The organism is Rhodococcus sp. 077-4 (assembly GCF_047782425.1).
In the GTDB taxonomy this organism is placed as follows: Bacteria; Actinomycetota; Actinomycetes; order Mycobacteriales; family Mycobacteriaceae; genus Rhodococcoides.
The window spans coordinates 1,852,893-1,874,538 of record NZ_JAJPWC010000001.1 but is presented as its reverse complement, the minus strand read 5'-3'; the positions used below and the strand labels follow the sequence as shown (position 1 = coordinate 1,874,538).

Below are 21,646 nucleotides of genomic sequence, written 5' to 3'. Positions count from 1 at the left end.
GTATCGACCGTACTCCCTGGTAGCTCTGAGATATTCTCCGCTCACTATGACTTTCTTGGCACTGGTTCGGCACGGTGAAACGAACTGGAATCTGCACGGCCGTCTCCAGGGCTCCTCGGACATACCGCTCAACGACACCGGACGCGCTCAGGCCCGTGAAGCGGGGTACGAACTCGAGTTCCGCACCTGGGATCACCTCGTCAGTTCACCGTTGATCCGAGCGGCAGAAACCGCAGACATCATCGGTGCACATCTCGGCCTGACCCGTACCGCCGAATTCCCGGACCTGGCCGAACGACACTTCGGAGACGCCGAAGGATTCACCGACTGGGACGCGTACTCGCATTGGCCGGACGGCCGATACCCGGGCTTGGAACCGCGCTCGAATCTGATCGTGCGGGGTGTGCGCGGCGTCGACGACATCGCAGCGCGCTACCCCGACTCCGCGGTGATCGCCGTGGCACACGGCGGTGTCATCCGGGCGATCTTCGACGCGATCCGGCGACGCCACTCCCCGCGAATCCTCAACGCGGGCGTCTCCACCCTCGAACACGACGGTTCTCGCTGGACCGTTCGCACCATCAACGGAGTCCCGGTCTGACAGAGTTTTCTCTCATGGAGATCGAACGTCGCATCACCGAACTGGGTTTCACACTGCCCGGTGAACCGACCGCCCCACCCGGTTTCGAGTTCTCGTTCGAGTGGGTGCGCGTGCGCGGCAACGGGGTGTTCGCCTCGGGGCATTCGCCTCTGGCACCGGACGGAACTCTGGCAGGCCCGTTCGGCGCGGTGCCGTCCGAGGTGAGTCTCGACGCCGCCACCGATGCCGCGCGCGATACCGCACTGGCGCTTCTCGGTAGCGTCGCCCGCACGATCGGCGACCTCGATCGAATCAGCGCATGGCTGACCGTGACCGGCTCGGTCAACGCCGACCACGGATTCACCCAGACCACCACCGTCGTCAACGGATTCTCCGATCTGGTGCTCGCCATCTTCGGACCCGAGATCGGTGCGCACGCGCGGACCGCACTCGGGGCGTCCGCCTTGCCGATGAACAACACCGTCGTGGTGTCAGCGGAACTGGAGATCGACGGGTAGGTTTTGCTCCACTCGTACATACGGCGAAAGCGGGCGCAGATGGCGCGCAGATCCATTCTTGCTCTGGTCGCAATTCTGATCGGAATACTCGGATTGTCCGGGTGCAGTTCTTCTTCACAGTCCCTACTGGACCGGGTACGCGACGACGGCGTCCTCGTCGTCGGCACCGAGGGCACCTACAGTCCGTTCAGCTACCAGGGCGGGGACGGACAACTCACCGGATACGACATCGACGTCATCAACGCGGTCGGAGACGAACTGGGCGTACGCGTCGACTTCGTGCAGACCCCGTTCGATTCGATCTTCGCCGGACTGCAATCGCAACGATTCGACCTCATCGCCAACCAGGTCTCGATCACCCCGGCCCGACAGTCGGCCTACGACCTGTCCAAGCCGTACACGGTGTCCGAAGGACAGATCCTCACCGCCGCGAACAACACCACGATCACCTCGACGGCCGATCTGGCAGGCAAGACCACCGCACAATCCTCGACCAGCAACTGGGCCGAGGTCGCCACGGACGCGGGTGCCAGGGTCGAGGCCGTCGAAGGATTCGTCCAAGCCGTCACTCTCGTCAAGGACGGCCGGGTCGACGCGACCGTCAACGACTCCCTTGCCATTGCCGAATACCTGCAGCAGACCGGCGACACGGGAGTGAAGGTCTCCGGCGAGACCGGAGACACGACGCTGCAGTCCTTCGTCGCCCGCAAGAACAGCGGCTTGATGGACGAGGTCGACGCCGCCATCGACACACTCCGTGACAACGGAACCATCGCCGAGATCTCGAAGAAGTACTTCGGCAGCGACGTCGCCGCCCCGACCGCCGACACCGCGGCACCGGTGAGCGAGGATGCAGCATCGACGGCGCCGTCGAAGACCCAGCTGGTGCTCGACAACCTGTGGCCGATGCTGAAAGCAACGGTGACGATGACCATTCCGCTGACCGCCATCAGCTTCGTCGTCGGACTGGTCATCGCCCTCGCCGTGGCACTCGCCCGCATCTCTTCGATGAAACCTCTCGCCGCGGTGGCCAGGTTCTACGTCTCGATCATTCGCGGAACTCCCCTGCTGCTGCAGCTGTTCATCATCTTCTACGGTCTGCCGCAGTTCGGGATCGTGATCTCGCCGTTCCCGGCCGCAGTGGTTGCGTTCTCTCTCAACGTGGGTGGCTACGCGGCCGAGGTCATTCGCGCGGCGATTCTCAGCGTCCCCAAGGGCCAGTGGGAGGCCGCGCAGACAATCGGCATGGGGTACCGAACCACGTTGCAACGCATCGTGCTTCCGCAGGCTCTACGCACTGCGGTGCCCCCGTTGTCCAACACGTTGATTTCACTGGTGAAGGACACCTCGCTCGCATCGACCATTCTGGTGACCGAGCTGCTTCGAGTCGCACAGCTCGCAGCGGCCCCGACGTTCGACTTCTTCACCCTGTATTCCGTTGCCGCCCTGTACTACTGGGTTATCTGCATCATTCTCTCGTTCTTCCAAGGCAAACTCGAAGTCCGACTCGACAGGTACGTGGCGAAATGACAGACCTGCTGGAAGTAACCGCACTGAAGAAGTCCTTCGGTCCGATCGAGGTACTGAAGGACGTCTCGTTCACCGTCCCCGCGGGCACCGTCACCGTCATCATCGGGCCGTCCGGATCCGGCAAGACCACGGTGTTGCGCTCGCTGAACGCACTGGATCAAGCCGATGCAGGCGTCATCCGAATCGGCGAGGTGTCGGTGGATTTCGCCGAACCCGTCGACGCGGCGCAACTACGGCACTTCCGCGCCCAGAGCGGCATGGTGTTTCAGAGCCACAACCTGTTCCCACACAAGACGGTGCTGCAGAACATCATCGAGGGACCGGTGATCGTGCAGAAGCGAGCCAAGGACGACGCAGTGCGCGACGCCCATGCTCTGCTCGACCAGGTGGGCCTCGACGCCAAGTCCGACCAGTACCCGTTCCAACTCTCGGGCGGACAGCAGCAGCGCGTCGGAATTGCCCGAGCCCTCGCCCTGCACCCCAAACTGATGTTGTTCGACGAGCCCACCTCTGCGCTCGACCCCGAACTGGTCGGAGAAGTTCTGGCCGTCATCAAAGGCCTTGCCGCCGAGGGCTGGACGATGGTGATCGTCACCCACGAGATTCGCTTCGCCCAGCAAGTCGCCGATCAGGTGCTGTTCATCGAGAACGGCGTCGTACTCGAACGTGGCACGCCGGAGCAGGTTCTGGTGGACCCGACCGAGCCTCGAACACGCCAGTTCCTGCAGCGAATTCTGGCCTAGCGGCCAGTGGCGTGGTCAAGTGCCGCCTGGGGCACTCAATCACGCCACTGCGCGAGCACTTTGTCCAAGGTGATCGGCAGGTCGCGGACTCGAACACCGGTGGCGTTGTAGACCGCGTTTCCGATGGCTGCCGAGGATCCGACTGCGCCGATCTCACCGATTCCCTTGCCGCCCATCGGCGAGAGTTCGGTATCCACCTCGTCGATCCACACGGCCTCGAGATCGGTGACGTCCGCACACGCCGGGATGTGGTACTCGGCGAGATCATGGTTGGCGAACCCGCCGAACTCGTGGTCGGTGACGCCGTTCTCCATGAGCGCCATGCCGAGCCCGAACGTCATGCCGCCGATGAGCTGAGACCTGGCCAGTCGCGGATTCATCACCGCGCCGATGCCGAACACCCCGAGCATGCGCCGCACCCGGACTTCACCGGTATCGATGTCGACGGCGACCTCGGCGAACTGAGCACCGAACGCCATGCGCGCCAGCTCCTTCTGCCCCTCGACGTCGTCGGTGGTGTCGGCCTCGGCCGAGTTGCCCGGCTCGTACGATCCCTGATTCTTCAGCGCCTGGCAGACCTTGGTGACCGCCCAGCCCCACGACGAGGTACCCGAGGACCCGCCGGCTCCGGGAGCGGTGGGGAGCGCACTGTCTCCCAGTGCCAGAACGACGGTGTCCGCATCGACCTCGAGGGCATCGGCCGCGATCTGACGCAAGATGGTCCGCGCCCCCGTTCCGATGTCCGACGCGGCGACGGACACCGTGATGGTGCCGTCTTCCTCTACTCGCGCCGACGCGGTACTCGGCGAGATCAGCACCGGGTAGCTGGCCGTCGCGACTCCCATGCCGACCAGGGTGTTGCCTTCTCGACGCTGACCGGGCGCGGAATTGCGTCGGTCCCACCCGAACTTCTCGGCACCCTCGCGCAGGCACTGCACCACACCGCGTGAGCTGAATGCGTTGCCGCTGGCGGGATCGACGTCCGGCTCGTTGCGAATACGCAGTTCGATCGGATCGATACCGGTGGCCTCGGCCAGTTCGTCGATGGCTGTCTCGACGGCGAACATGCCGGGCGCTTCGCCGGGTGCCCGCATCCACCGCGGCGTTCCGACGTCCAGTTGTGCGAGTCGGTGGGTAGTACGGCGATTCGGGGCGGCGTAGATGTGGCGGGTGGATTCCGAGGTCTGCTCACAGAACTCGAAGATCGTGCTGGTCTGCTGGAACGAATCGTGCGCGATCGCCTGTAGCGTCCCCATCGAATCAGCGCCCAGGCGAACGTGATTGAGCGTCGGGGTGCGGTAGCCGACGACGTCGAAAAGTGCCTGCCTCGGTAACACCATTTTGACGGTCCGGCCGGTGGCACGAGCGGCCATCGCGGCGAGGATCACGTTGGGCCGAGTGCTTCCTTTCGCACCGAAGCCGCCGCCGACGTTCTCGGCGATGACGCGCACGTGCTCGGGGTCCAGGTCGAATGCCGTGGCGAGATCACCCTGGACACCCGACGGTGCCTGCGTCGAATCCCATACCGTCAGAACGCCGTCGGACCACTGCGCCGTGGTGGCGTGCGGCTCCATCGGACTGTTGTGCATCGGCGCCGTCGAGTACCAATGGTCGACGAGGTGCTCGGCCGACTCCAGCGCCGCATCGGGATCGCCGATCGTGACGTCGGTGGGAAATCCTGCGTTGACCGACTCCGGCGCATACAGCGTGCTGTGCTCGGCCGTCAGAGTGTTGTCGGGTGAGCGAACGTCGGCGTACTGCACGTGCACTCGCGCTGCGGCGGCGCGGGCGTCCTGCAGGGTATCGGCGACGACAACGGCCACGATCTGACCGCGGTACGCGACGGTGTTCGACTGCAGCACATGCAGTTCGGCATCCTCGACGCTGCCCAGTTTTTCCGCGTTTCCATGCCACAGAACGGTATGCACCGAAGGGTCGGCGTCCAATTCGATTTGTTGGACCGTACCGACGGGAACGGTCGCGGGCACGTACCAGGCATACAACTGCCCGACGGCCGGCGGCTGCTCGGCGGCGTACCGGGCCCGGCCGGTGACCTTCGCGATCGACTCGGTGCGCTGAATCGACCGGCCGATCGATGCGGTCATGACCGGTCTCCCGATTTCGTGAGTTCGAGCAAGGTACGAGTGACGAGGTTGGTGACCAGCGGAACTTTGAACGCGTTGTCACGCAACGGCTCTGCGGCCTCCAGCTCGAGCGCGATGGCCCGCCGGAACGACGCATCGTCGGCGGCAGCACCGAGCAGCGCGTGCTCGGCGGTGCGCGCTCGCCACGGCTTGTGCGCGACCCCACCCAGAGCGATCGACACCCCTCGCACGATTCCGTCCTCGACATCGAGTGTGGCTGCGATCGAAGCTACTGCAAATGCGTACGACTGCCGGTCCCGCACCTTGCGGTACGTGGAGACGGTGCCCTCCGCAGGCAACGGGATCTCGATGGCGGTGACGATTTCCCCGCGGGCAACTGTGTTGTCGCGCTCGGGCGCATCACCGGGAAGACGATAGAAGTCATCGATCGCGAGGGTGCGCTCTGCGTCGACTCCGCGCACGACCACGCGCGCATCGAGGGCTGACAGCGCGACCGCCATGTCGGAGGGATGCGTCGCCACACAGGCCTGCGAGGCACCGAGAATTGCGAGATTGCGGTGCTCACCCGCCCGCGCCGGACAGCCCGAGCCGGGTTCGCGCTTGTTGCACGGTTTCGAGGAATCCATGAAGTACACGCAACGGGTGCGCTGGAACAGGTTTCCGCCGGTGGTGGCCATGTTGCGCAGTTGTCCGGAGGCACCGGAGAGCAGCGCCCGCGAGAGCACCGGATAGCGCTGTCGTACCACTGGATGAACCGCAAGATCACTGTTGCTCACGCCTGCACCGATGCGCAGCGAACCGTCGTCGGATATGTCGATGTCGCGCAACGGAAGTCGCGTCACGTCGATCAGAGTTGTCGGCCCCACGACGCCGAGCTTCATCAGGTCGACGAGGTTGGTACCACCCCCGAGGAGCATCGCGTTCTCGTTTTCGGCGAGGCGAGCCACGGCGTCGTCGACGGTGGTTGCCGCGTCGTACTCGAACGTCTTCACGATGCGTCCTGGACGGCCGGAACGATGTTGGCGTACGCACCGCACCGACAGAGATTGCCGCTCATGCGTTCTCGCACCTCGGCGGCGTCGAGTTCGACGTCGGTGGCGTCGAGGTCTTCGGTGATCGCGCTGGGCCAACCTTGCTTGGCCTCGTCGATGACTGCAACCGCCGAACAGATCTGCCCGGATGTGCAGTACCCGCACTGAAATGCGTCGCGATCGACGAAGGCCTGTTGCACGGGATGCAGTGTGTCCCCGTCGGCCAAGCCCTCGACCGTGGCGATGTCGCAATCCTGTTGCGCGACCGCGAACGTCAGGCAGCTGTTGATCCGCCGCCCGTCGACCAGTACCGTGCACGCTCCGCACTGCCCGTGGTCGCACCCCTTCTTGGCACCGATCAGGTCGAGGTCCTCCCGCAACGCGTCGAGCAGGGTGGTTCGGACATCGCAATCGAGTTCGTGGACCGTGCCGTTGACACGAAGGGTGACGTTGGTCATGCCGAGTTGCATACCCGTGCGGGCGGCCGGCAAACGCCCAGGTACAGCGGGGTTCGAGGTGACACAGGGTCGTGCACGGAAATTCGTAGTGGGCTACGAGACCGGAGTGGAGCCTGCGGAACGACCGCAGGCTCCGCCGTGCACGTGCGCGCTAGCGCCTGCCTTTGAACTTTCCGCCGCCGCTGCGTCCGGGAGGACCGGAATCGGGTTGCAGTTGAATCAACACGCCGCTGATGCGGGTGCGGCGCAATGCCTCGACCGTCTCGTCGGCGAGGTCGGCGGGCAGTTCGACCAACGAGTGATCGGGTCGAATGCTGATGTGGCCGAAGTCGCTTCGACGCAGACCGCCCTCGTTGGCGATGGCACCGACGATCGCTCCCGGCGCGACGTGATGCCGCTTGCCGACGCTGATGCGGTACGTCGCCATCTCCTGGCCCGTCTTGCGGTGATGCGAACTGGCCGCATCCTCGTCGAACGTGCGCGGCGGTCGCGGTTCGCGTGGCTCGCGCGGTGCCCGCGGCGGGGCGGGCGGCTCGGGCTTGAGCAAGAATGCCTCGCCGTCGCGCGACTGGATGGCCAGCGCTGCCGCGATGTCGACCAACGGCACGTCGTGTTCGCGTTCGTAGTCCTCGATGAGGCGACGGAAGAGTGCCAGGTTCTCGTTGCCGAGGCTCTCGGTGATGGAGTCACCGAACTTCGTCACACGCTGCGCGTTGACGTCGTCCACGCTGGGGAGCTGCATTTCGGTGATCGGCTGACGCGTCGCGCGCTCGATGGCCTTGAGCAGGTGGCGCTCGCGCGGCGCGACGAACAGCAGAGCCTGCCCGGCGCGACCGGCGCGGCCAGTACGACCGATGCGGTGCACGTAGGACTCGGTGTCGTGCGGGATGTCGTAGTTGATGACGTGCGAGATGCGGTCGACGTCGAGACCGCGGGCCGCGACGTCGGTGGCCACCAGGATATCGATCTGACCGTTCTTGAGCTGACCGATGGTGCGCTCACGCTGGGCCTGGACGATGTCGCCGTTGATCGCAGCGGCCGAAAAGCCCCGTGCGCGTAGCTTTTCGGCGAGTTCTTCGGTGGCCTGCTTGGTGCGCACGAACATGATCATGGCCTCGAACTCTTCGACCTCGAAGATTCGAGTGAGCGCCTCGAGCTTGCGCTGATGGGCCACCTGAACGTAGCGCTGGGTGATGTTCGGTGCCGTCGACGTCTTGGTCTTGACGGTGATCTCCACCGGGTCGTGCAGGTACTGCTTGGAGATCTTGCGGATCGCGGCAGGCATCGTGGCCGAGAACAACGCGACCTGCTTGTACTCCGGGGTGTCGGAGAGGATGCGCTCGACGTCTTCCTGGAAACCCATCTTGAGCATCTCGTCGGCCTCGTCGAGCACGAGGTACTCGAGCCCGGACAGATCGAGGGTGCCCTTCTCGAGATGGTCGATGACGCGACCGGGGGTACCGACGATGATCTGCGCACCCTTGCGCAGACCCGACAGCTGAATGCCGTACGCCTGGCCGCCGTAGATCGGCAGAATGTGCAGACCCGGAATGTGGGTGGCGTACTTACCGAACGCCTCGGCGACCTGCAGTGCCAGCTCACGCGTCGGTGCGAGTACCAGCGCCTGCGGTACCCGGCGCGAGACGTCGAGTCGAGACAGGATGGGCACCGCGAACGCGGCGGTCTTACCGGTTCCGGTCTGCGCCAGACCGACGACGTCGTTACCTGCCATCAACGGCGGGATGGTGGCCGCCTGGATGGGCGACGGGCTCTCGTATCCGACGTCGTGCAGGGCCTTCAGGACCCGCTCGTCGATCCCGAGATCGGCGAAGGTGATGTCGTCGCTGCTTGTCGACGACGGGTCCGTAGGGGTGGTACTCGTCTCGTCAGACGTCACGGCGGCATCCTGATCAGTTTCTGAAGTGCTCATATGTCGAGAGAGTTTAGTACCTGCTCGGCCCCTGCGAACCCTTCTGCGCTGATCAGGTGACGAGAACGGCCTCGACGGCGCCCCGTGCGCGCGCCCTCACAGTGGCTACCCGACCGCGAGACTCCGCTGCAGGCGGTTAAGTTGTACCCCGAGTCACACTCAACTCCCCCGGACCCGCGGCAAAGTCGACAAACCGGACACCCCGGATGGTGCGCCACGGCCTCGAATGTGATGAAATGCACAACTACCACGCTATTTTTCCGTAAGGGGTCCAGCAGTGCGCGAATATTCTGTGCCGGCGTCGTTCACCATTCCTGACGATGCATCCATGGCCGACACCGTCTACAGGTACGAGAAGGAATCGCCGCACTTCGTACCGTTCCAACGTCTGGTGAACGGCACGTGGACCGATGTCACGGCAGATCGGTTCGCCAAAGAGGTTGCGGCAGTTGCCAAGGGGTTGATGGCCTCCGGTGTCGAGCTCGGCGATCGCGTCGCGATCCTCAGCGCGACGCGCTACGAGTGGGTCGTGCTCGACTACGCCATCTGGTCCGCAGGCGGGTGCACGGTCGCGATCTACGAGACCTCCTCCGCCGATCAGGCGCAGTGGATCCTCGAAGACTCCGCCACCACACTGCTCGTCGTCGAGACCGCAGCCCACGCCTCGAATCTGAAAGAGGTCACCGAAGGTGCCAAGGATCTGCGCGAGGTTCTGCAGATCGACGCCGGAGCCATCGACGAACTGACCACCCGCGGCGCAGGGGTCAGCGACGAGGATCTGCACACGCGACGCCACCAGGTCAGCGCAGCATCTCCCGCGACCCTGATCTACACCTCGGGCACCACCGGTCGCCCCAAGGGTGTGCAGCTCACGCACGCGAACTTCTACGCCGAGGTTCAGGCCACGCAGATCGCGCTGCACGACTCCATGAAGGAGGGCAATCGCACATTGATGTTCCTCCCGATGGCGCACGTGTTCGCCCGTGCCGTCTCCTTCGGCTCGTTCGAGTCCAAGGTCACCGTCGGCCACACCTCTGACGTGACGACGCTCGTCGATCAATTCGCCGTCTTCAAGCCGAACTTCATCCTCTCGGTGCCGCGCGTGTTCGAGAAGGTCTACAACTCTGCCAAGCAGAAAGCGCACGACGGCGGCAAGGGCAGCATCTTCGACAAGGCCGCCGCGACGGCCATCGAGTGGAGCGAGGCCCAGGAGAAGGGCGGAGCCGGACTGGTGCTGAACCTCAAGCACACCGTCTTCGACAAGCTGGTCTACTCCAAGCTGCGCGCAGCACTCGGCGGCAACTGCACCCGCGCGGTATCCGGCGGCGGACCGCTCGGTGCCCGCCTCGGCCACTTCTTCCGCGGCGCAGGCGTCCCGGTCTACGAGGGCTACGGACTGACCGAGACCAGCGCGGCCATCACCGTCAACACCACCAAGGAACAGCGCGTCGGCACCGTCGGCAAGCCCATCGACGGCCACTCGGTGAAGGTCGCCGAGGACGGCGAGCTCCTGCTCAAGGGACCCGTCGTGTTCAGCGGCTACTGGCACAACGAGAAGGCCACGGCCGAGGCGATCGTCGACGGCTGGTTCCACACCGGCGACCTCGGCGCGATCGACCAGGAAGGTTACGTCTCGATCACCGGCCGCAAGAAGGAAATCATCGTCACCGCCGGCGGTAAGAACGTCGCCCCCGCAGTGCTCGAGGACGCCCTGCGCGCGAACGCGATCATCAGCCAGTGCCTCGTCGTCGGCGACGCGAAGCCGTTCATCGGTGCGCTCATCACCCTCGATCCCGAGGCTCTGCCGGGCTGGCTCGAGCGACACAACCTCGCCGCGGACATCCCGTTCGCGGAACTGTCCAAGAACGCCGACCTGGTCGCCGAGATCGACAAGGCCGTCGCCGAGGCCAACAAGAAGGTCTCGAGCCCGGAACAGATCAAGAAGTACACGATCCTCGAGAACGACTTCACCGTCGAGACCGGTGAGCTCACCCCGACGATGAAGCTCAAGCGCAACATCATTCACGCCGAGCGCGGCAGCGACATCGAGGCCATCTACTCGTAGATCGACCACAAAGGAAGGGCCCGGCGCGATCGACGCGCCGGGCCCTTCCTTTGTCGGTGTCAGGACATGTGATCGTCGAGGAACTCCGCCACCACCGACGTCACCTGCTGGTGAATCTTCTCGTGCAGTAGGTCGTGGCCGCCGTCCTCGAACTCGCGCAGGGACGCGTCCGGCACGCCGACGATCCATTCGCGCACCGCGTCGATCGGAGCCAGGCGGTCGTCCACCCCGTGCACGGCGAGAAGCGGAATCACGTTGTCGGCGAGGTCGTTGGCCGAGCCGGTCACCGACTTCGGCGTGCCGCACAGAACGGCGCACCGCACCGCCTCCGGATGCGCGCCGAGAGCCGCGATAGCGGTGGCCGCGCCCAGCGAATGTCCCATCAGAGCGAACGACAACTCGGGGTGCTCGGCCTCTGCGATATCGATCAACTGCAACGCATTCTGCGCGAGACCGGCAATCTGGGCGGCATCGGTGAGCTCGCCCTCGGTGAGACCGTGACCCACATGATCGACTGCCCAGACATCGACGCCCCGCTCGTTCAGCAGACGCGCGAACCGGTGATAGTGAGCACTGTTCTGTCCCAGACCGTGCAGGAAAACGAGACCGAATCGAGCGTCCGGAACAGTCCAGGTTCGATAATGGACAGCACCGGTGGCTCCGTCGAAAAATGGCATTGAATCATCTTGCCCTGTCAGGGCCCCATCCGCGCGCATCCTCCCCGCGGGTGTCCGACACCATCGCTAGGGTTGGCGCGTGTTCCTCTTGGGCGATCGGATCATCTACAGCGCCAGTGACCTCGCAGCGGCAGCGTCCTGCGAATTCGGACTGCTGCGCCGACTCGACGGCCTCACCGGTCTGATCCCGCGGGCCGCTGTGGTGCCCGATCCGATGCTCGACCGCACGTCCGCCCTCGGATTCGAGCACGAGCGCCGTCAGCTGGAAACGTTTCGGCAGCGATTCCCCGGCGGGGTCACCACGATGGATCGACCGGCACGTACCGAACAGGAACTGGCGGACGCGGCCTGGGCGACCTTCACCGCTCTCACCTCTCGCACACCGGTTGTCTATCAGGCGACCTTCTTCGACGGCCGATTCCTGGGTTTCTGCGACTTCTTGGTGGCCGAGGGCTCGAGATACGCCGTGTACGACACCAAGCTCTCGCGACACGCGAAGGTCCCGGCACTACTCCAATTGGCGGCCTACGCCGATGCCATGCGCGCCGGGGGCATCACTCCGAGCGACGAGGTGCACCTGATGCTCGGCGACGGCAGCGACTCCGCGCACTCGCTCGCCGAGATTCTTCCGGTCTACCGGCAGTCCCGAGAACACCTGCAACACATTCTCGACGAGCATCATGCCGAGGGCACCGTCGTCGACTGGTTCGACTCGCGGTACTCCGGCTGCGGGCAGTGCGAGGCCTGCACGGTGGAGGTCGAACGGCATCGCGACCTGGTTCTCGTTGCCGGTATGCGCGCGAGTACGCGAGACAAGCTACTCGATGCAGGCATCTCGACGATCGACGAACTCGCCGAATCGACCGGGAGCGTGGACGGTATGTCGTCTCGCACCGTGGGGAATCTGCAGGCTCAGGCGGCGCTGCAGGTGCGTCAGGAACGCAGCGGTGGAGCCGAATTCGAGATCTTCGATGCCGAGGCGCTCGGCGTGATTCCCGAGCCCGATCCGGGCGACATCTTCTTCGATTTCGAGGGTGACCCATTGTGGGCCGAAGCAGGCAGCACGGAATGGGGGCTGGAATACCTGTTCGGCGTCTACACCGCCGACGGCGAATTCCTGCCGTTCTGGGCACACGATCGCGCGCAGGAACGCCGCGCGCTGATGGACTTCCTCGACTACGTCTCCACACGCCGCGCCGCTCACCCGAACATGCACGTCTACCACTACGCGCCCTACGAGAAGACCGCGCTGCTGCGCCTGGCCGGGCGCTACGGAGTGGGCGAGGATGCCGTCGACAACCTGTTGCGCGACGACGTTCTGGTCGACCTCTATCCCGTCGTCCGATCCGCGGTGCGCATCGGAGCTCGGTCCTACAGCATCAAGAAGCTCGAACCCCTGTACATGCCCGCGGCCCGCGACGGAGACGTGATCGACGCGGCCGCGTCGATCGTCGAATACGCGAACTGGTGCGATCTGCGAGATCGAGGCAAGGACGCCGAGGCAGCTGCCCTCCTCGCCGACATCGCCGAATACAACCGCACCGACTGCGAATCGACTCTGCGACTGCGCGATTGGCTACTCGACCGGGCGTCGGACGCCGGTGTGCACCCGCGGGTGATGCAGCACCTCGAGCTCGACGAGAGTGCAGCCGACACTGCGAGCCCGTTGGAACTCGAACTCGCCGAGTACGCCGGACTGCCGTGGGACCGCACTCCGACGCAGCAGGCCGTCGCGCTGTTCTCGGGCTCGATCGGCTACCACCGGCGCGAACGAAAGCCGTTCTGGTGGGCGCACTTCGATCGCCTGACCCACCCGTTGGACGAGTGGGCAGACGCAGCCGACGTATTGAAGGTCGAACGTGCCGAGCTGGTGCACGACTGGATGAAAACCGCACCGAAACAACGGGTTCTGCGACGGCAGATCAAACTGCTCGGACACCTGAGCAACGGCGTGCTGTCGGGTTCGAAGGTCAAACTGCTCTACGACGATCCGGCCCCGGACGGGCTGCCGAAGCAGCAGCCGACCCATCGCGCCACCACCTCGGTCGAGATCGTGCAGAGTGGGTACGAGGGCACCCTCGACATGGTCGTGGTGCAGGAGAACCTGCGCAAGGGAGTGGACGAGTACACCGACTTTCCCGTTGCGACCGCCCCCGAGCCCCCTCCGGCGACCAAATATCTCGAGGAAGCGATCGTGACGGTCGCAACCGAGGTGAGCGCTGCCCTGCCGCGCCTGCCGCGCACAGCGGTCGCCGACCTGTTGACCTTGTCCGCTCCCCGAACCCGTTCCGGCACCGGCCTTCCCGCCGTTCGCGGCGGCGACTACGCGAAGGCCGTTGCGTCGGCGCTGCTCGATCTCGATGATTCCTACCTTGCCGTGCAGGGTCCGCCCGGGACCGGAAAGACGTATACCGCCGCGCGGGTGATCGCCGAGTTGGTCGATGTCCACCACTGGCGCGTCGGCGTGGTCGGCCAGTCCCATCACGTGGTCAACAACCTGCTCGACACCGTCGTGGCCGCCGGAGTGGACCCGGCACGCGTGGGCAAGAAGGCCCCCACCGCCCACACCGTCGTCGAGCCCACCGAGTACTCCCGCTTCGTCACCGACGCCGAGGACGGCTGCGTCATCGGCGGCACCGCCTGGGACTTCTCGAACCCCGGCCGAATTCCGCCCGGGTCCCTCGACCTGCTCGTCGTCGACGAGGCCGGGCAGTTCTCGCTGGCCAACACCATCGCCGTCTCGGTGTCTGCACGCAACCTGCTGCTGCTCGGCGACCCGGCACAGTTGCCGCAGGTCAGCCAGGGCACCCACCCCGAACCCGTCGACGAATCGGCATTGGGCGCGATCGCGAACGGTCACCCGACGCTGCCCGCCGACCGCGGGTACTTCCTGGCAACGACGTGGCGGATGCATCCCGATCTCTGCGCCCCGGTCTCGACGCTGTCGTACGAGGGCAAGCTTCAATCCAACAGCGCTGTGACACAGGCTCGTTCACTCACGGGGCTCGAGCCCGGCCTGCACATCGTCTACCTCGACCATCACGGCAACTCCACGGACTCGGTGGAGGAAGCCGACGAGATCGTCACCCGCGTGCAGAATCTTCTCGGCCGCCCCTGGAGCAACCCGCAGTCGTTCGAGGGCGTACGCCCGATGGAGCAGAGCGACTTCCTGGTGGTCGCGGCCTACAACGCTCAGGTCGCCGTCATCGTCGAGCGACTGTCGACTGCCGGACTCGACGAAGTCTCGGTGGGCACCGTCGACAAATTCCAGGGCCGACAGGCACCGGTGGTGCTGATCTCGATGGCTGCCTCGGCCATCGAGGACGTTCCGCGAGGTATGGGATTCCTGTTGTCTCGCAACAGACTCAACGTCGCGGTCTCGCGTGGTCAATGGGCCGCGATACTGATCCGATCGCGAGCACTGACACAGTATCTGCCGTCGACCCCGGCCGGACTGGTCACCCTCGGCACCTTCATGAGCCTGTGCGAGAACGGCATTCAGCCGAAAGCCATACCCTCGCCGCGGTAGGTGGGAACCGCCTCGACGGATCCGTCGGCGTGCACCAGGTGCACGGTGTCGAAGCGCTCGCACAGCTCGCCTGCCTTGGCATGCCGGAACCAGACGCGATCACCGATCTGCACCTCGCCTGCACCGCTGACCGGAGTCTGCACTTCGCCCGCGCCCTCGTTACGGAGCAACTTCAGGCCCGACGCCACCACTCCCCTGGCCTTCCTCGACCACGCGACCGGCCGCGGGGACCGCGACGTCGACGCCGGACCCGACGCGATGTAGCCACCGCCGAACAGTGTGGCGATCTGCGGAGTCGGCTTGCGCACCGCGGGAAGTGCGAAGAACAGGGACGGCTCGGCCGAGAACGCGCGATACCGATCGAACAGCGTCGGCGCGAACAGACCCGATCCTGCGGTGACCTCCGTGACGACCGGATCGGCCGCCGAGAAGTCGATCGATCCGGTGCCGCCGCTGTTGACGATCTCGATGCGACCCACCGCCGCGGTCACGGCGTCGACCACTGCCGTTCTACGCGTGGAGATCTCACGAGAGGAGAGCGACTTCATCAATTCCACCGCGACATTGGAATCGGGCACACCGGCGATCTGCGCCTCGTAGAACATCAGCCCGACCACCCGGAACCCACGTGCCTGCGCCCTCCGAGCGAAGGCGGCGACCTGCTCGGGTTCACGCAGCGGGGAGCGCCTGACCCCGATGTGCAGCGGCCCGATCCGCAACGAGGCGTCGACATCGATACAGATACGTGGCTTGAGAAGGTCGCTGCCTGCGGCGTCGCGCACGATGTCCAGCTGCGCGACGTCGTCGACCATCAGCGTGATGCGTCCCGACAGAACGCGATCGTTGACGACCTCGGCAAGGGCGGTGCGATCGACCGTGGGGTAGCCCATCAGGATGTCGTCGACGCCGTGGCGTGCCAACCACACCGCCTCGCGCAGGGAGTACGCCATGACTCCGCTCACGCCGTCGGCCGCCAGCACGCGGTCCAGTACGGCTCGACACCGGACGGACTTGCTCGCAACCCTGATCGGCACACCGTCTGCTCGCGCTCGCAGCGCCGCCGCGTTTGCATCGAGAGCTGCCAGATCGACTGCCGCCAAGGGAGATTCGAGCCCCTCGGTGGCAGCGGCGATACGGGACAGTGGTGTCGTGTCGGTGGTCGCGACACCGGCGATCGAACTCATGCGGCGTATCCTTCGTCGTCGTTGCCAGGCCTGCACAGTCAAACACTCCGCAGCCGAGAAGTCTCAGCGAGTATCTGCCACACGGGGCTCTCAGCAGTCGAGGGCCTTGCCCGCGATCAGCCCCGACAGGTCGTCTATCTGGGCCAATACCTCGAGATCGTCACCGTCGACCAACCACCGCAGCACCAGACCGTCGAGCGTCGCCATCCCGAAACGCGCGATCGATGCGACCGGCTCGAGCCATCGCGTGCCGGTGTGGGCGGAGCACTTCTCGAAGAACAACCGCGCCTCGGAATCTCGGATCCGATACTGCCCGCTGGCGATCTCGGCGGCAGTGGCCGACCCGAGCGCACGATGGCGCAGGAGATAGGTCTTGATCTCGTACGCGAGCAACTGCCGATCCGCGGACTTCTCGATCAGCAACCACACCGCGCTCAACCCGCCGTGCACCAGCTCGCGCAGACCCCGCACACCCGGCAACTCGCGCGTGCACACGGCACTGTCGAGGGCGGCGTGCAAGATCTCGGTGACGTCGACGATGAGGTGCTCCCCCATCGCGATCACCAGATCCTGCTTGGTCTCGAAGTGATACTGCACGATGCCTTTGGTGACGTCGGCGTGCTCGGAGAGGGCCCGCACCGTCAAAGACTCGATACCCACCCGCTCGGCGACATCGATGGCCGACCGCACCAGTTGTGCGCGTCGCACATCTGCGGGCAGCCTCGATTGCATGACCCGATACTAGGTCGCGGGCGGGGTCTGTGCCTCGAATTGACCCAGCGGAAGGGTGCGGGGAGTGGAGCCTGCGGAACGACCCATTCGGATAGAGGAGTGGAGCCTGCGGAACGGTCCTTCGGTATCAGGAGTGCGATAGTGATCGGATGAGCGCGCGGCCGTGGACGAACTGGGCAGGTAATCAACACGCATGTCCGGCGAGCCGCGTCGAGCCAACGTCGGTGGACGAGCTGCGCGCCGTGCTGGCGGATGCCGTCGGACGATCGTTGTCGGTGCGGTGCGTCGGGGCCGGCCACTCGTTCACACCGATCGCCGTCACCGACGGAGTACAGATCGGCCTGGACTCGCTGCGCGGGATCGAATCCGTCGTCCGCGCCGCGGACGGCTCCGCCGAGGTCACGGTGCTCGCCGGCACTCGGCTGCGTGAGCTGACCGCGCGGTTGTGGGATCTCGGTCTGGCCATGGCGAACCTCGGCGACATCGACGAGCAGTCCGTCGCGGGAGCCATCTCCACGGGTACGCACGGAACCGGCGCATCCTTCGGCGGCATCGCCACCCAGGTGCACGCGCTCGAACTCATGACCGCCGACGGCGCGCTCGTGCGATGCTCGCGCGAGGAGAACTCGGAACTGTTCGACGCGGCCCGCGTCGGTCTCGGTGCGCTCGGCGTCATCACCCGAGTCGTTCTCGACTGTGTTCCCGCCTTCGCCCTGCACGCCGTCGAGGAGCCGTCGACGCTGCGGGGAACGCTCGCCGAACTCGAATCGATCGTCGCGGGCGTCGACCACTTCGAGTTCTACTGGTTTCCGCACACCGACCGAGTGCTGACCAAACGCAACACCCGCCTTCCCGGCGACGCCGCGCTGCGGCCGCTGGGCAAGGTGCGCTCGTACATCGACGACGAACTGTTGTCCAACACCGCATTCGAAGGCCTCAACCGCGTGGTGACGCGCATCCCGGCCCTGATTCCCCGGGTGAACGCGGTCTCGGCCAGGGCGTTGTCGGCGCGCGAGTACACCGACCGCTCGTACCGGGTGTTCGCGTCCTCACGCACCGTCCGTTTCGTCGAGATGGAATACGCGGTGCCGATCGCCGAGATCGGCTGGGTTCTGCGCGAGGTCGACCGCTGGCTCGAGCGGTCCGATCTCTCCATTGCCTTCCCAGTGGAAGTGCGATGTGCTGCAGCCGACGACATCTGGCTCTCGACCGCGTACGGACGCCCGACGGCCTACATCGCAGTGCATCAATACCACCGACGTGATCACCGTGAGTACTTCGACGCCGTCGAGACCATCTGCCGCAGCGTCGACGGGCGACCGCACTGGGGCAAACTGCATTCCCTCGGCAGCGACGAGCTGCGCGATACCTACGAACACTTCGACGACTTCCTGCGTGTTCGGAATTCGATGGACCCGGGAAAGTTGTTCGGCAGCGAGTACCTCGAGCGTCTGCTGTCCGATCCACATCAGGAATCGATGCCGTCTACCGCAATCGAGCGAGGGTGTTGAACAATTCGGCAGTGAGAGCGGTTCCACTGTTGATGCTGCCACCATCGGTGTGGATAGCGTCCGCGATGTCGTAGTCGTCGGTAGTCACAGCTGCTCCGCTCTGACCGCCGAAGGTGTCGGTCGCGTACGACAACGTGCGGTCGGTTCGACTGTCTATGGAATCGACGGCCTGCCACATGGTTCCGGCGGGTTTGTCACCGGGGTATCCGATGATTCGCGTCCGGCGGCCGACCAAGTCCAGGTCGTCGACCGATTCGATGCCGTACCAGCCGACACTGTCACCGGCCGGGGCATCGAGTTCGATCAACCCCCAATCCCTACCCGGTGCACCGTACTGGGCATCGAACCACACTTCGGTTGCCCGGAATGTGCCGTAGGGGTCGTTGCCGACACCGCTGCGTGCGGGCGCGAACTCCATGTCGACCGTGGGGGCGGTGCCGTCGGTGAGGCAGTGTCCCGCGGTGACGACGGCGGTCGGTGAGATCAGCCAACCGGTGCAACTGCCGGCCCTGGTCCGGGTGCTGTCGAGGAACGTGATCTGACCCGAGCGACGGTAGGGGGTCAGCTGTGTGTCGTAGACCTGAGCGCGATCGTCGGGGCCGATAACCGAACGGGGGCTGGGTAGAACGGGCCCGTTCGACGAGTCGGTCGACGAATATCCGACGTCTGTGGTCAGACCGTCGTGAGGAAGGGGGTTGCTCAGGTCCGCGTTGCCGTCGACGACTCTGTAGCCGACCGGGTCGATCGACAGTCCCGTGGTGGGTGCAGCGTCCGCCGCACCGCCGACGCCTGCCAGTGCCGGGATCATCAGGGCCAGCGTTGCGATCGCCGTGGTCGACGACCGCAGTCGGATCGTTTTCTTCATCTTTCGTCTCCCTCGGCGGACGTGCGACGGTGTTGAGAAACGAAAAACCTGCCGGCGCAGAATTGTTGTGCCGACAGGCTTTTCGATGTTTCGTCAGAACGATTTCAGCACCGAGTCATCGGCGAACCGTGCGGTTACGAATCAGCACAGCAACTCCCATCCCGGCCGAGGCCAGGATCAGCGGTGCAACTATCGCCATGTTCGAACCGATGGCAGTGAACAGTACGAAAGCCGCGAGAGCCGCAAGAAAGTACACGGCAGCGAAACGTGGTGCCCAGAGAACAGAACTCACGAATCCTCCTTTGTCAGAAGCACGATGCAGCGGCGCCGGTGGCAGCACCCGACACGCCACCGATGATGCCACCGATGCCTGTGCCGAGCACTGGGACGGTGGAGCCGACCCCCGCTCCGGTGAGCCCACCGAGGCCTGCGCCGCCGGCAGTGCCCAGCGCGCACTGGAAGAAGCCTTCCTGGGTCTCGGTTCCCGGAGCAGGCTCGGGGGATGACTTGGCGGGGTCGATCACCTGGATGTGAAGCCCGTCCGAGCCCTGCACGTATCGAAGGTTCACCGGCGCGCCGGTTCTGTCCGTCGCCGATGTCGGCAGCGTCTCGGAAGAGTTGCCGTCGGTGAGCGACACACCGGTATCGGTGACCGCGACAGACACGCCGTCGCCGGGATGGAACACGAATTCGGCTTGCGAGACCTGAGTCAGTGTTCCGGCGCTCTGGTCGGCCGGGGAGGTGATCGGCGTGGGTGCACTGGAAATGTCCTGGGCCTGCGCCATTCCCGACGACAATGCGAGAGCGGCAAAACCCATCGCAGCGATGACGGTCGAGCGACGAACAGTGTTGCGAGACAACGTATTGTCCTTTCTCAGAGGTATCGACAGTCCGACGACCGTCGGTTGCTCGACGTGCAGGAAAACTGACCACACGGCGAGCCGTCCGATCTTTCGGTACATCCGGGCGATATCGAGCCGATCGGGTGCACTCATGAATCATGAGGCAAAGTAACGACTGTCCGCTACAGTTGTCACGCGGACGGGATGATCATTGACAAGGGGGTGTCGAATTGGTAAGACGCGTTCCGCACTGGGAGGGTGAGTCAGCGGCGTCTCGGCCTCGAGCACCGCGGCCCCGAGGTACTGGACTGCAACGCCCGCGGTCTCTCGACTCGATTGCCGGCGAGACATCACTCACCATGGCCGATGTGGTCCTCCTGTCGGGCCTGTCGACCAGTACCGTGTCGAGGCTGTGGCCCGACGACTTCTGGCTGGACAAGGTCGCGGGCGCGACGTTGCAGAACTTGCTTGCCGTCATTCCGGACCTCGCCGGGTACGTAACCCGGCGCAGCGGAGCGCGCTTGATCGAATCGGCGCTCCGGCAGTGCGCCGATGCGGGCTTGGACGTGTCGGCAGATGTGCTCGATAGCATTGTGAGACAATCAGATTCGGGTCGGCACGTGGCGACGGCGCTGACCGCGGCGGCCAGCGTAACGTGCCAAGATCGACGCTCGGCAAATGCGTGGTTGACGCGCGCGTGGGGATCCGCTTCCGACATCGCACTCGATGCCCTGTTCACGACCGGACCGGGCGCGCTACTGACCGACCAGGACCACTTCCTCTCACAGGCAACTCGAATGGTGGAGGCCGCGACCACCACTTCCGACAACTCTCTCTACAGCACGGTCGGTTCAGGAATATTGGTACACAAACTCACCAAAGTGTTTGGGGCGTCACCGATTGCGACCTTCGATGCAGCGCAGCGCAGCTCCGCATTCCTGTACCGAAGCGCGACCGTCGGCGCGATTCTGGCTGGTGGCGACGTCGACATCTCGAGGCGCTATACGGAGAACCTGAGGGCAAAGCCACTGTTGCAGCGCAACGAAATATGGTCCCTTGCCTCCTACAGTTCCGACCTCGCGCAGTCGATGGACTTTTCGATTCCCTCGACAACGACGTTCAGTGATACCGCAGACCTCATCCTGCACGACCTCGAGAACAGGAACGAGGCGTACGTGCACTATCTGGTGACAACGGCAATCGTGGCGGTGCTGGCTCACGACAACGGATTCGGGACCGCAAAGCGACGGTTGGCCGATACTCTCGAATACAGAATCGACGGCGGTCTCGAAGATTCGGGGGTGCGTGCCGCGTGCACTGCGCTACTCACTGCCATCACGTGAACA

At 64.9% G+C, this 21,646-nt stretch carries 18 protein-coding genes; 8 read left to right on the top strand and 10 right to left on the bottom strand.

Annotated elements, in window-relative coordinates:
• Nucleotides 1–46 precede the first annotated feature (46 nt).
• Genes ACNEOT_RS09230 through ACNEOT_RS09215 form a run of 4 tightly spaced genes read left to right on the top strand, consistent with a single transcriptional unit; the run spans nucleotide 47 to nucleotide 3,371 of the window.
• Complete coding sequence (locus ACNEOT_RS09230; RefSeq protein WP_415973568.1) at nucleotides 47–601, top strand: histidine phosphatase family protein; 555 nt, start codon at nucleotides 47–49, stop codon at nucleotides 599–601.
• Between the two features lie 14 nt (nucleotides 602–615).
• A complete protein-coding gene (locus tag ACNEOT_RS09225) occupies nucleotides 616–1,098 on the top strand; it encodes a RidA family protein (protein ID WP_415973567.1) in 483 nt (160 codons plus the stop codon).
• A 39-nt stretch (nucleotides 1,099–1,137) separates the two neighbouring features.
• On the top strand, nucleotides 1,138–2,628 hold the full coding sequence (locus ACNEOT_RS09220) for an ABC transporter permease subunit (protein ID WP_415973566.1): 1,491 nt from the start codon (nucleotides 1,138–1,140) through the stop codon (nucleotides 2,626–2,628).
• The gene (locus tag ACNEOT_RS09215) at nucleotides 2,625–3,371 is read left to right on the top strand and encodes an amino acid ABC transporter ATP-binding protein (RefSeq protein WP_415973565.1); all 747 of its coding nucleotides are present in this window, start codon (nucleotides 2,625–2,627) and stop codon (nucleotides 3,369–3,371) included. Before ACNEOT_RS09220 ends, ACNEOT_RS09215 begins: the two co-directional genes overlap by 4 nt.
• 35 nt (nucleotides 3,372–3,406) lie before the next feature.
• Here the strand turns inward: ACNEOT_RS09215 and ACNEOT_RS09210 are convergent, their stop codons facing one another.
• From ACNEOT_RS09210 to ACNEOT_RS09195, 4 genes are all read right to left on the bottom strand, one after another.
• The gene (locus tag ACNEOT_RS09210) at nucleotides 3,407–5,476 is read right to left on the bottom strand and encodes a xanthine dehydrogenase family protein molybdopterin-binding subunit (protein ID WP_415973564.1); all 2,070 of its coding nucleotides are present in this window, start codon (nucleotides 5,474–5,476) and stop codon (nucleotides 3,407–3,409) included.
• A complete protein-coding gene (locus ACNEOT_RS09205) occupies nucleotides 5,473–6,468 on the bottom strand; it encodes an FAD binding domain-containing protein (protein WP_415973563.1) in 996 nt (331 codons plus the stop codon). The genes ACNEOT_RS09210 and ACNEOT_RS09205 overlap by 4 nt, the downstream gene beginning before the upstream one ends.
• Nucleotides 6,465–6,965 carry a 2Fe-2S iron-sulfur cluster-binding protein gene (locus ACNEOT_RS09200; protein WP_415973562.1) on the bottom strand — a complete coding sequence of 167 codons (501 nt, stop codon included), beginning with the start codon at nucleotides 6,963–6,965 and terminating at the stop codon, nucleotides 6,465–6,467. Before ACNEOT_RS09200 ends, ACNEOT_RS09205 begins: the two co-directional genes overlap by 4 nt.
• Nucleotides 6,966–7,116: 151 nt before the next feature.
• Nucleotides 7,117–8,895 carry a DEAD/DEAH box helicase gene (locus ACNEOT_RS09195; RefSeq protein WP_415973561.1) on the bottom strand — a complete coding sequence of 593 codons (1,779 nt, stop codon included), beginning with the start codon at nucleotides 8,893–8,895 and terminating at the stop codon, nucleotides 7,117–7,119.
• 277 nt (nucleotides 8,896–9,172) lie between these two features.
• On the opposite strand from ACNEOT_RS09195, the gene ACNEOT_RS09190 reads away from it, so the two are divergent.
• Nucleotides 9,173–10,960, top strand: a complete 1,788-nt coding sequence (locus tag ACNEOT_RS09190; protein ID WP_415973560.1) for an AMP-dependent synthetase/ligase — start codon at nucleotides 9,173–9,175, stop codon at nucleotides 10,958–10,960.
• 59 nt (nucleotides 10,961–11,019) lie between these two features.
• On the opposite strand, the gene ACNEOT_RS09185 is transcribed toward ACNEOT_RS09190, so the two are convergent.
• Nucleotides 11,020–11,637 carry an alpha/beta hydrolase gene (locus ACNEOT_RS09185; protein WP_415973559.1) on the bottom strand — a complete coding sequence of 206 codons (618 nt, stop codon included), beginning with the start codon at nucleotides 11,635–11,637 and terminating at the stop codon, nucleotides 11,020–11,022.
• Nucleotides 11,638–11,716: 79 nt separating this feature from the next.
• Between ACNEOT_RS09185 and ACNEOT_RS09180 the strand changes: the two genes are divergently transcribed.
• Nucleotides 11,717–15,166 carry a TM0106 family RecB-like putative nuclease gene (locus tag ACNEOT_RS09180; protein ID WP_415973558.1) on the top strand — a complete coding sequence of 1,150 codons (3,450 nt, stop codon included), beginning with the start codon at nucleotides 11,717–11,719 and terminating at the stop codon, nucleotides 15,164–15,166.
• On the opposite strand, the gene ACNEOT_RS09175 is transcribed toward ACNEOT_RS09180, so the two are convergent.
• Together ACNEOT_RS09175 and ACNEOT_RS09170 are read right to left on the bottom strand one after the other, a co-directional pair.
• Nucleotides 15,136–16,350, bottom strand: a complete 1,215-nt coding sequence (locus ACNEOT_RS09175; protein WP_415973557.1) for an alanine racemase — start codon at nucleotides 16,348–16,350, stop codon at nucleotides 15,136–15,138. The two genes, ACNEOT_RS09180 and ACNEOT_RS09175, sit on opposite strands and share 31 nt — an antisense overlap.
• 90 nt (nucleotides 16,351–16,440) lie before the next feature.
• The gene (locus ACNEOT_RS09170; RefSeq protein WP_415973556.1) at nucleotides 16,441–17,082 is read right to left on the bottom strand and encodes a TetR/AcrR family transcriptional regulator; all 642 of its coding nucleotides are present in this window, start codon (nucleotides 17,080–17,082) and stop codon (nucleotides 16,441–16,443) included.
• Nucleotides 17,083–17,231: 149 nt separating this feature from the next.
• Here ACNEOT_RS09170 and ACNEOT_RS09165 point away from each other — a divergent pair, with 149 nt between their 5' ends.
• Nucleotides 17,232–18,593: a D-arabinono-1,4-lactone oxidase gene (locus tag ACNEOT_RS09165; RefSeq protein ID WP_415973555.1), complete on the top strand. Its 1,362-nt coding sequence runs from the start codon at nucleotides 17,232–17,234 to the stop codon at nucleotides 18,591–18,593.
• Here the strand turns inward: ACNEOT_RS09165 and ACNEOT_RS09160 are convergent.
• From ACNEOT_RS09160 to ACNEOT_RS09150, 3 genes are all read right to left on the bottom strand, one after another.
• The gene (locus tag ACNEOT_RS09160; RefSeq protein WP_415973554.1) at nucleotides 18,568–19,458 is read right to left on the bottom strand and encodes a trypsin-like serine peptidase; all 891 of its coding nucleotides are present in this window, start codon (nucleotides 19,456–19,458) and stop codon (nucleotides 18,568–18,570) included. The genes ACNEOT_RS09165 and ACNEOT_RS09160 overlap by 26 nt on opposite strands.
• Before the next feature lie 115 nt (nucleotides 19,459–19,573).
• Complete coding sequence (locus ACNEOT_RS09155) at nucleotides 19,574–19,750, bottom strand: hypothetical protein (RefSeq protein WP_415973553.1); 177 nt, start codon at nucleotides 19,748–19,750, stop codon at nucleotides 19,574–19,576.
• Between the two features lie 13 nt (nucleotides 19,751–19,763).
• The gene (locus ACNEOT_RS09150) at nucleotides 19,764–20,453 is read right to left on the bottom strand and encodes a hypothetical protein (RefSeq protein ID WP_415973552.1); all 690 of its coding nucleotides are present in this window, start codon (nucleotides 20,451–20,453) and stop codon (nucleotides 19,764–19,766) included.
• A gap of 206 nt (nucleotides 20,454–20,659) precedes the next feature.
• Here ACNEOT_RS09150 and ACNEOT_RS09145 point away from each other — a divergent pair, with 206 nt between their 5' ends.
• Complete coding sequence (locus ACNEOT_RS09145) at nucleotides 20,660–21,643, top strand: hypothetical protein (RefSeq protein ID WP_415973551.1); 984 nt, start codon at nucleotides 20,660–20,662, stop codon at nucleotides 21,641–21,643.
• The last annotated feature ends 3 nt before the right edge of the window (nucleotides 21,644–21,646 follow it).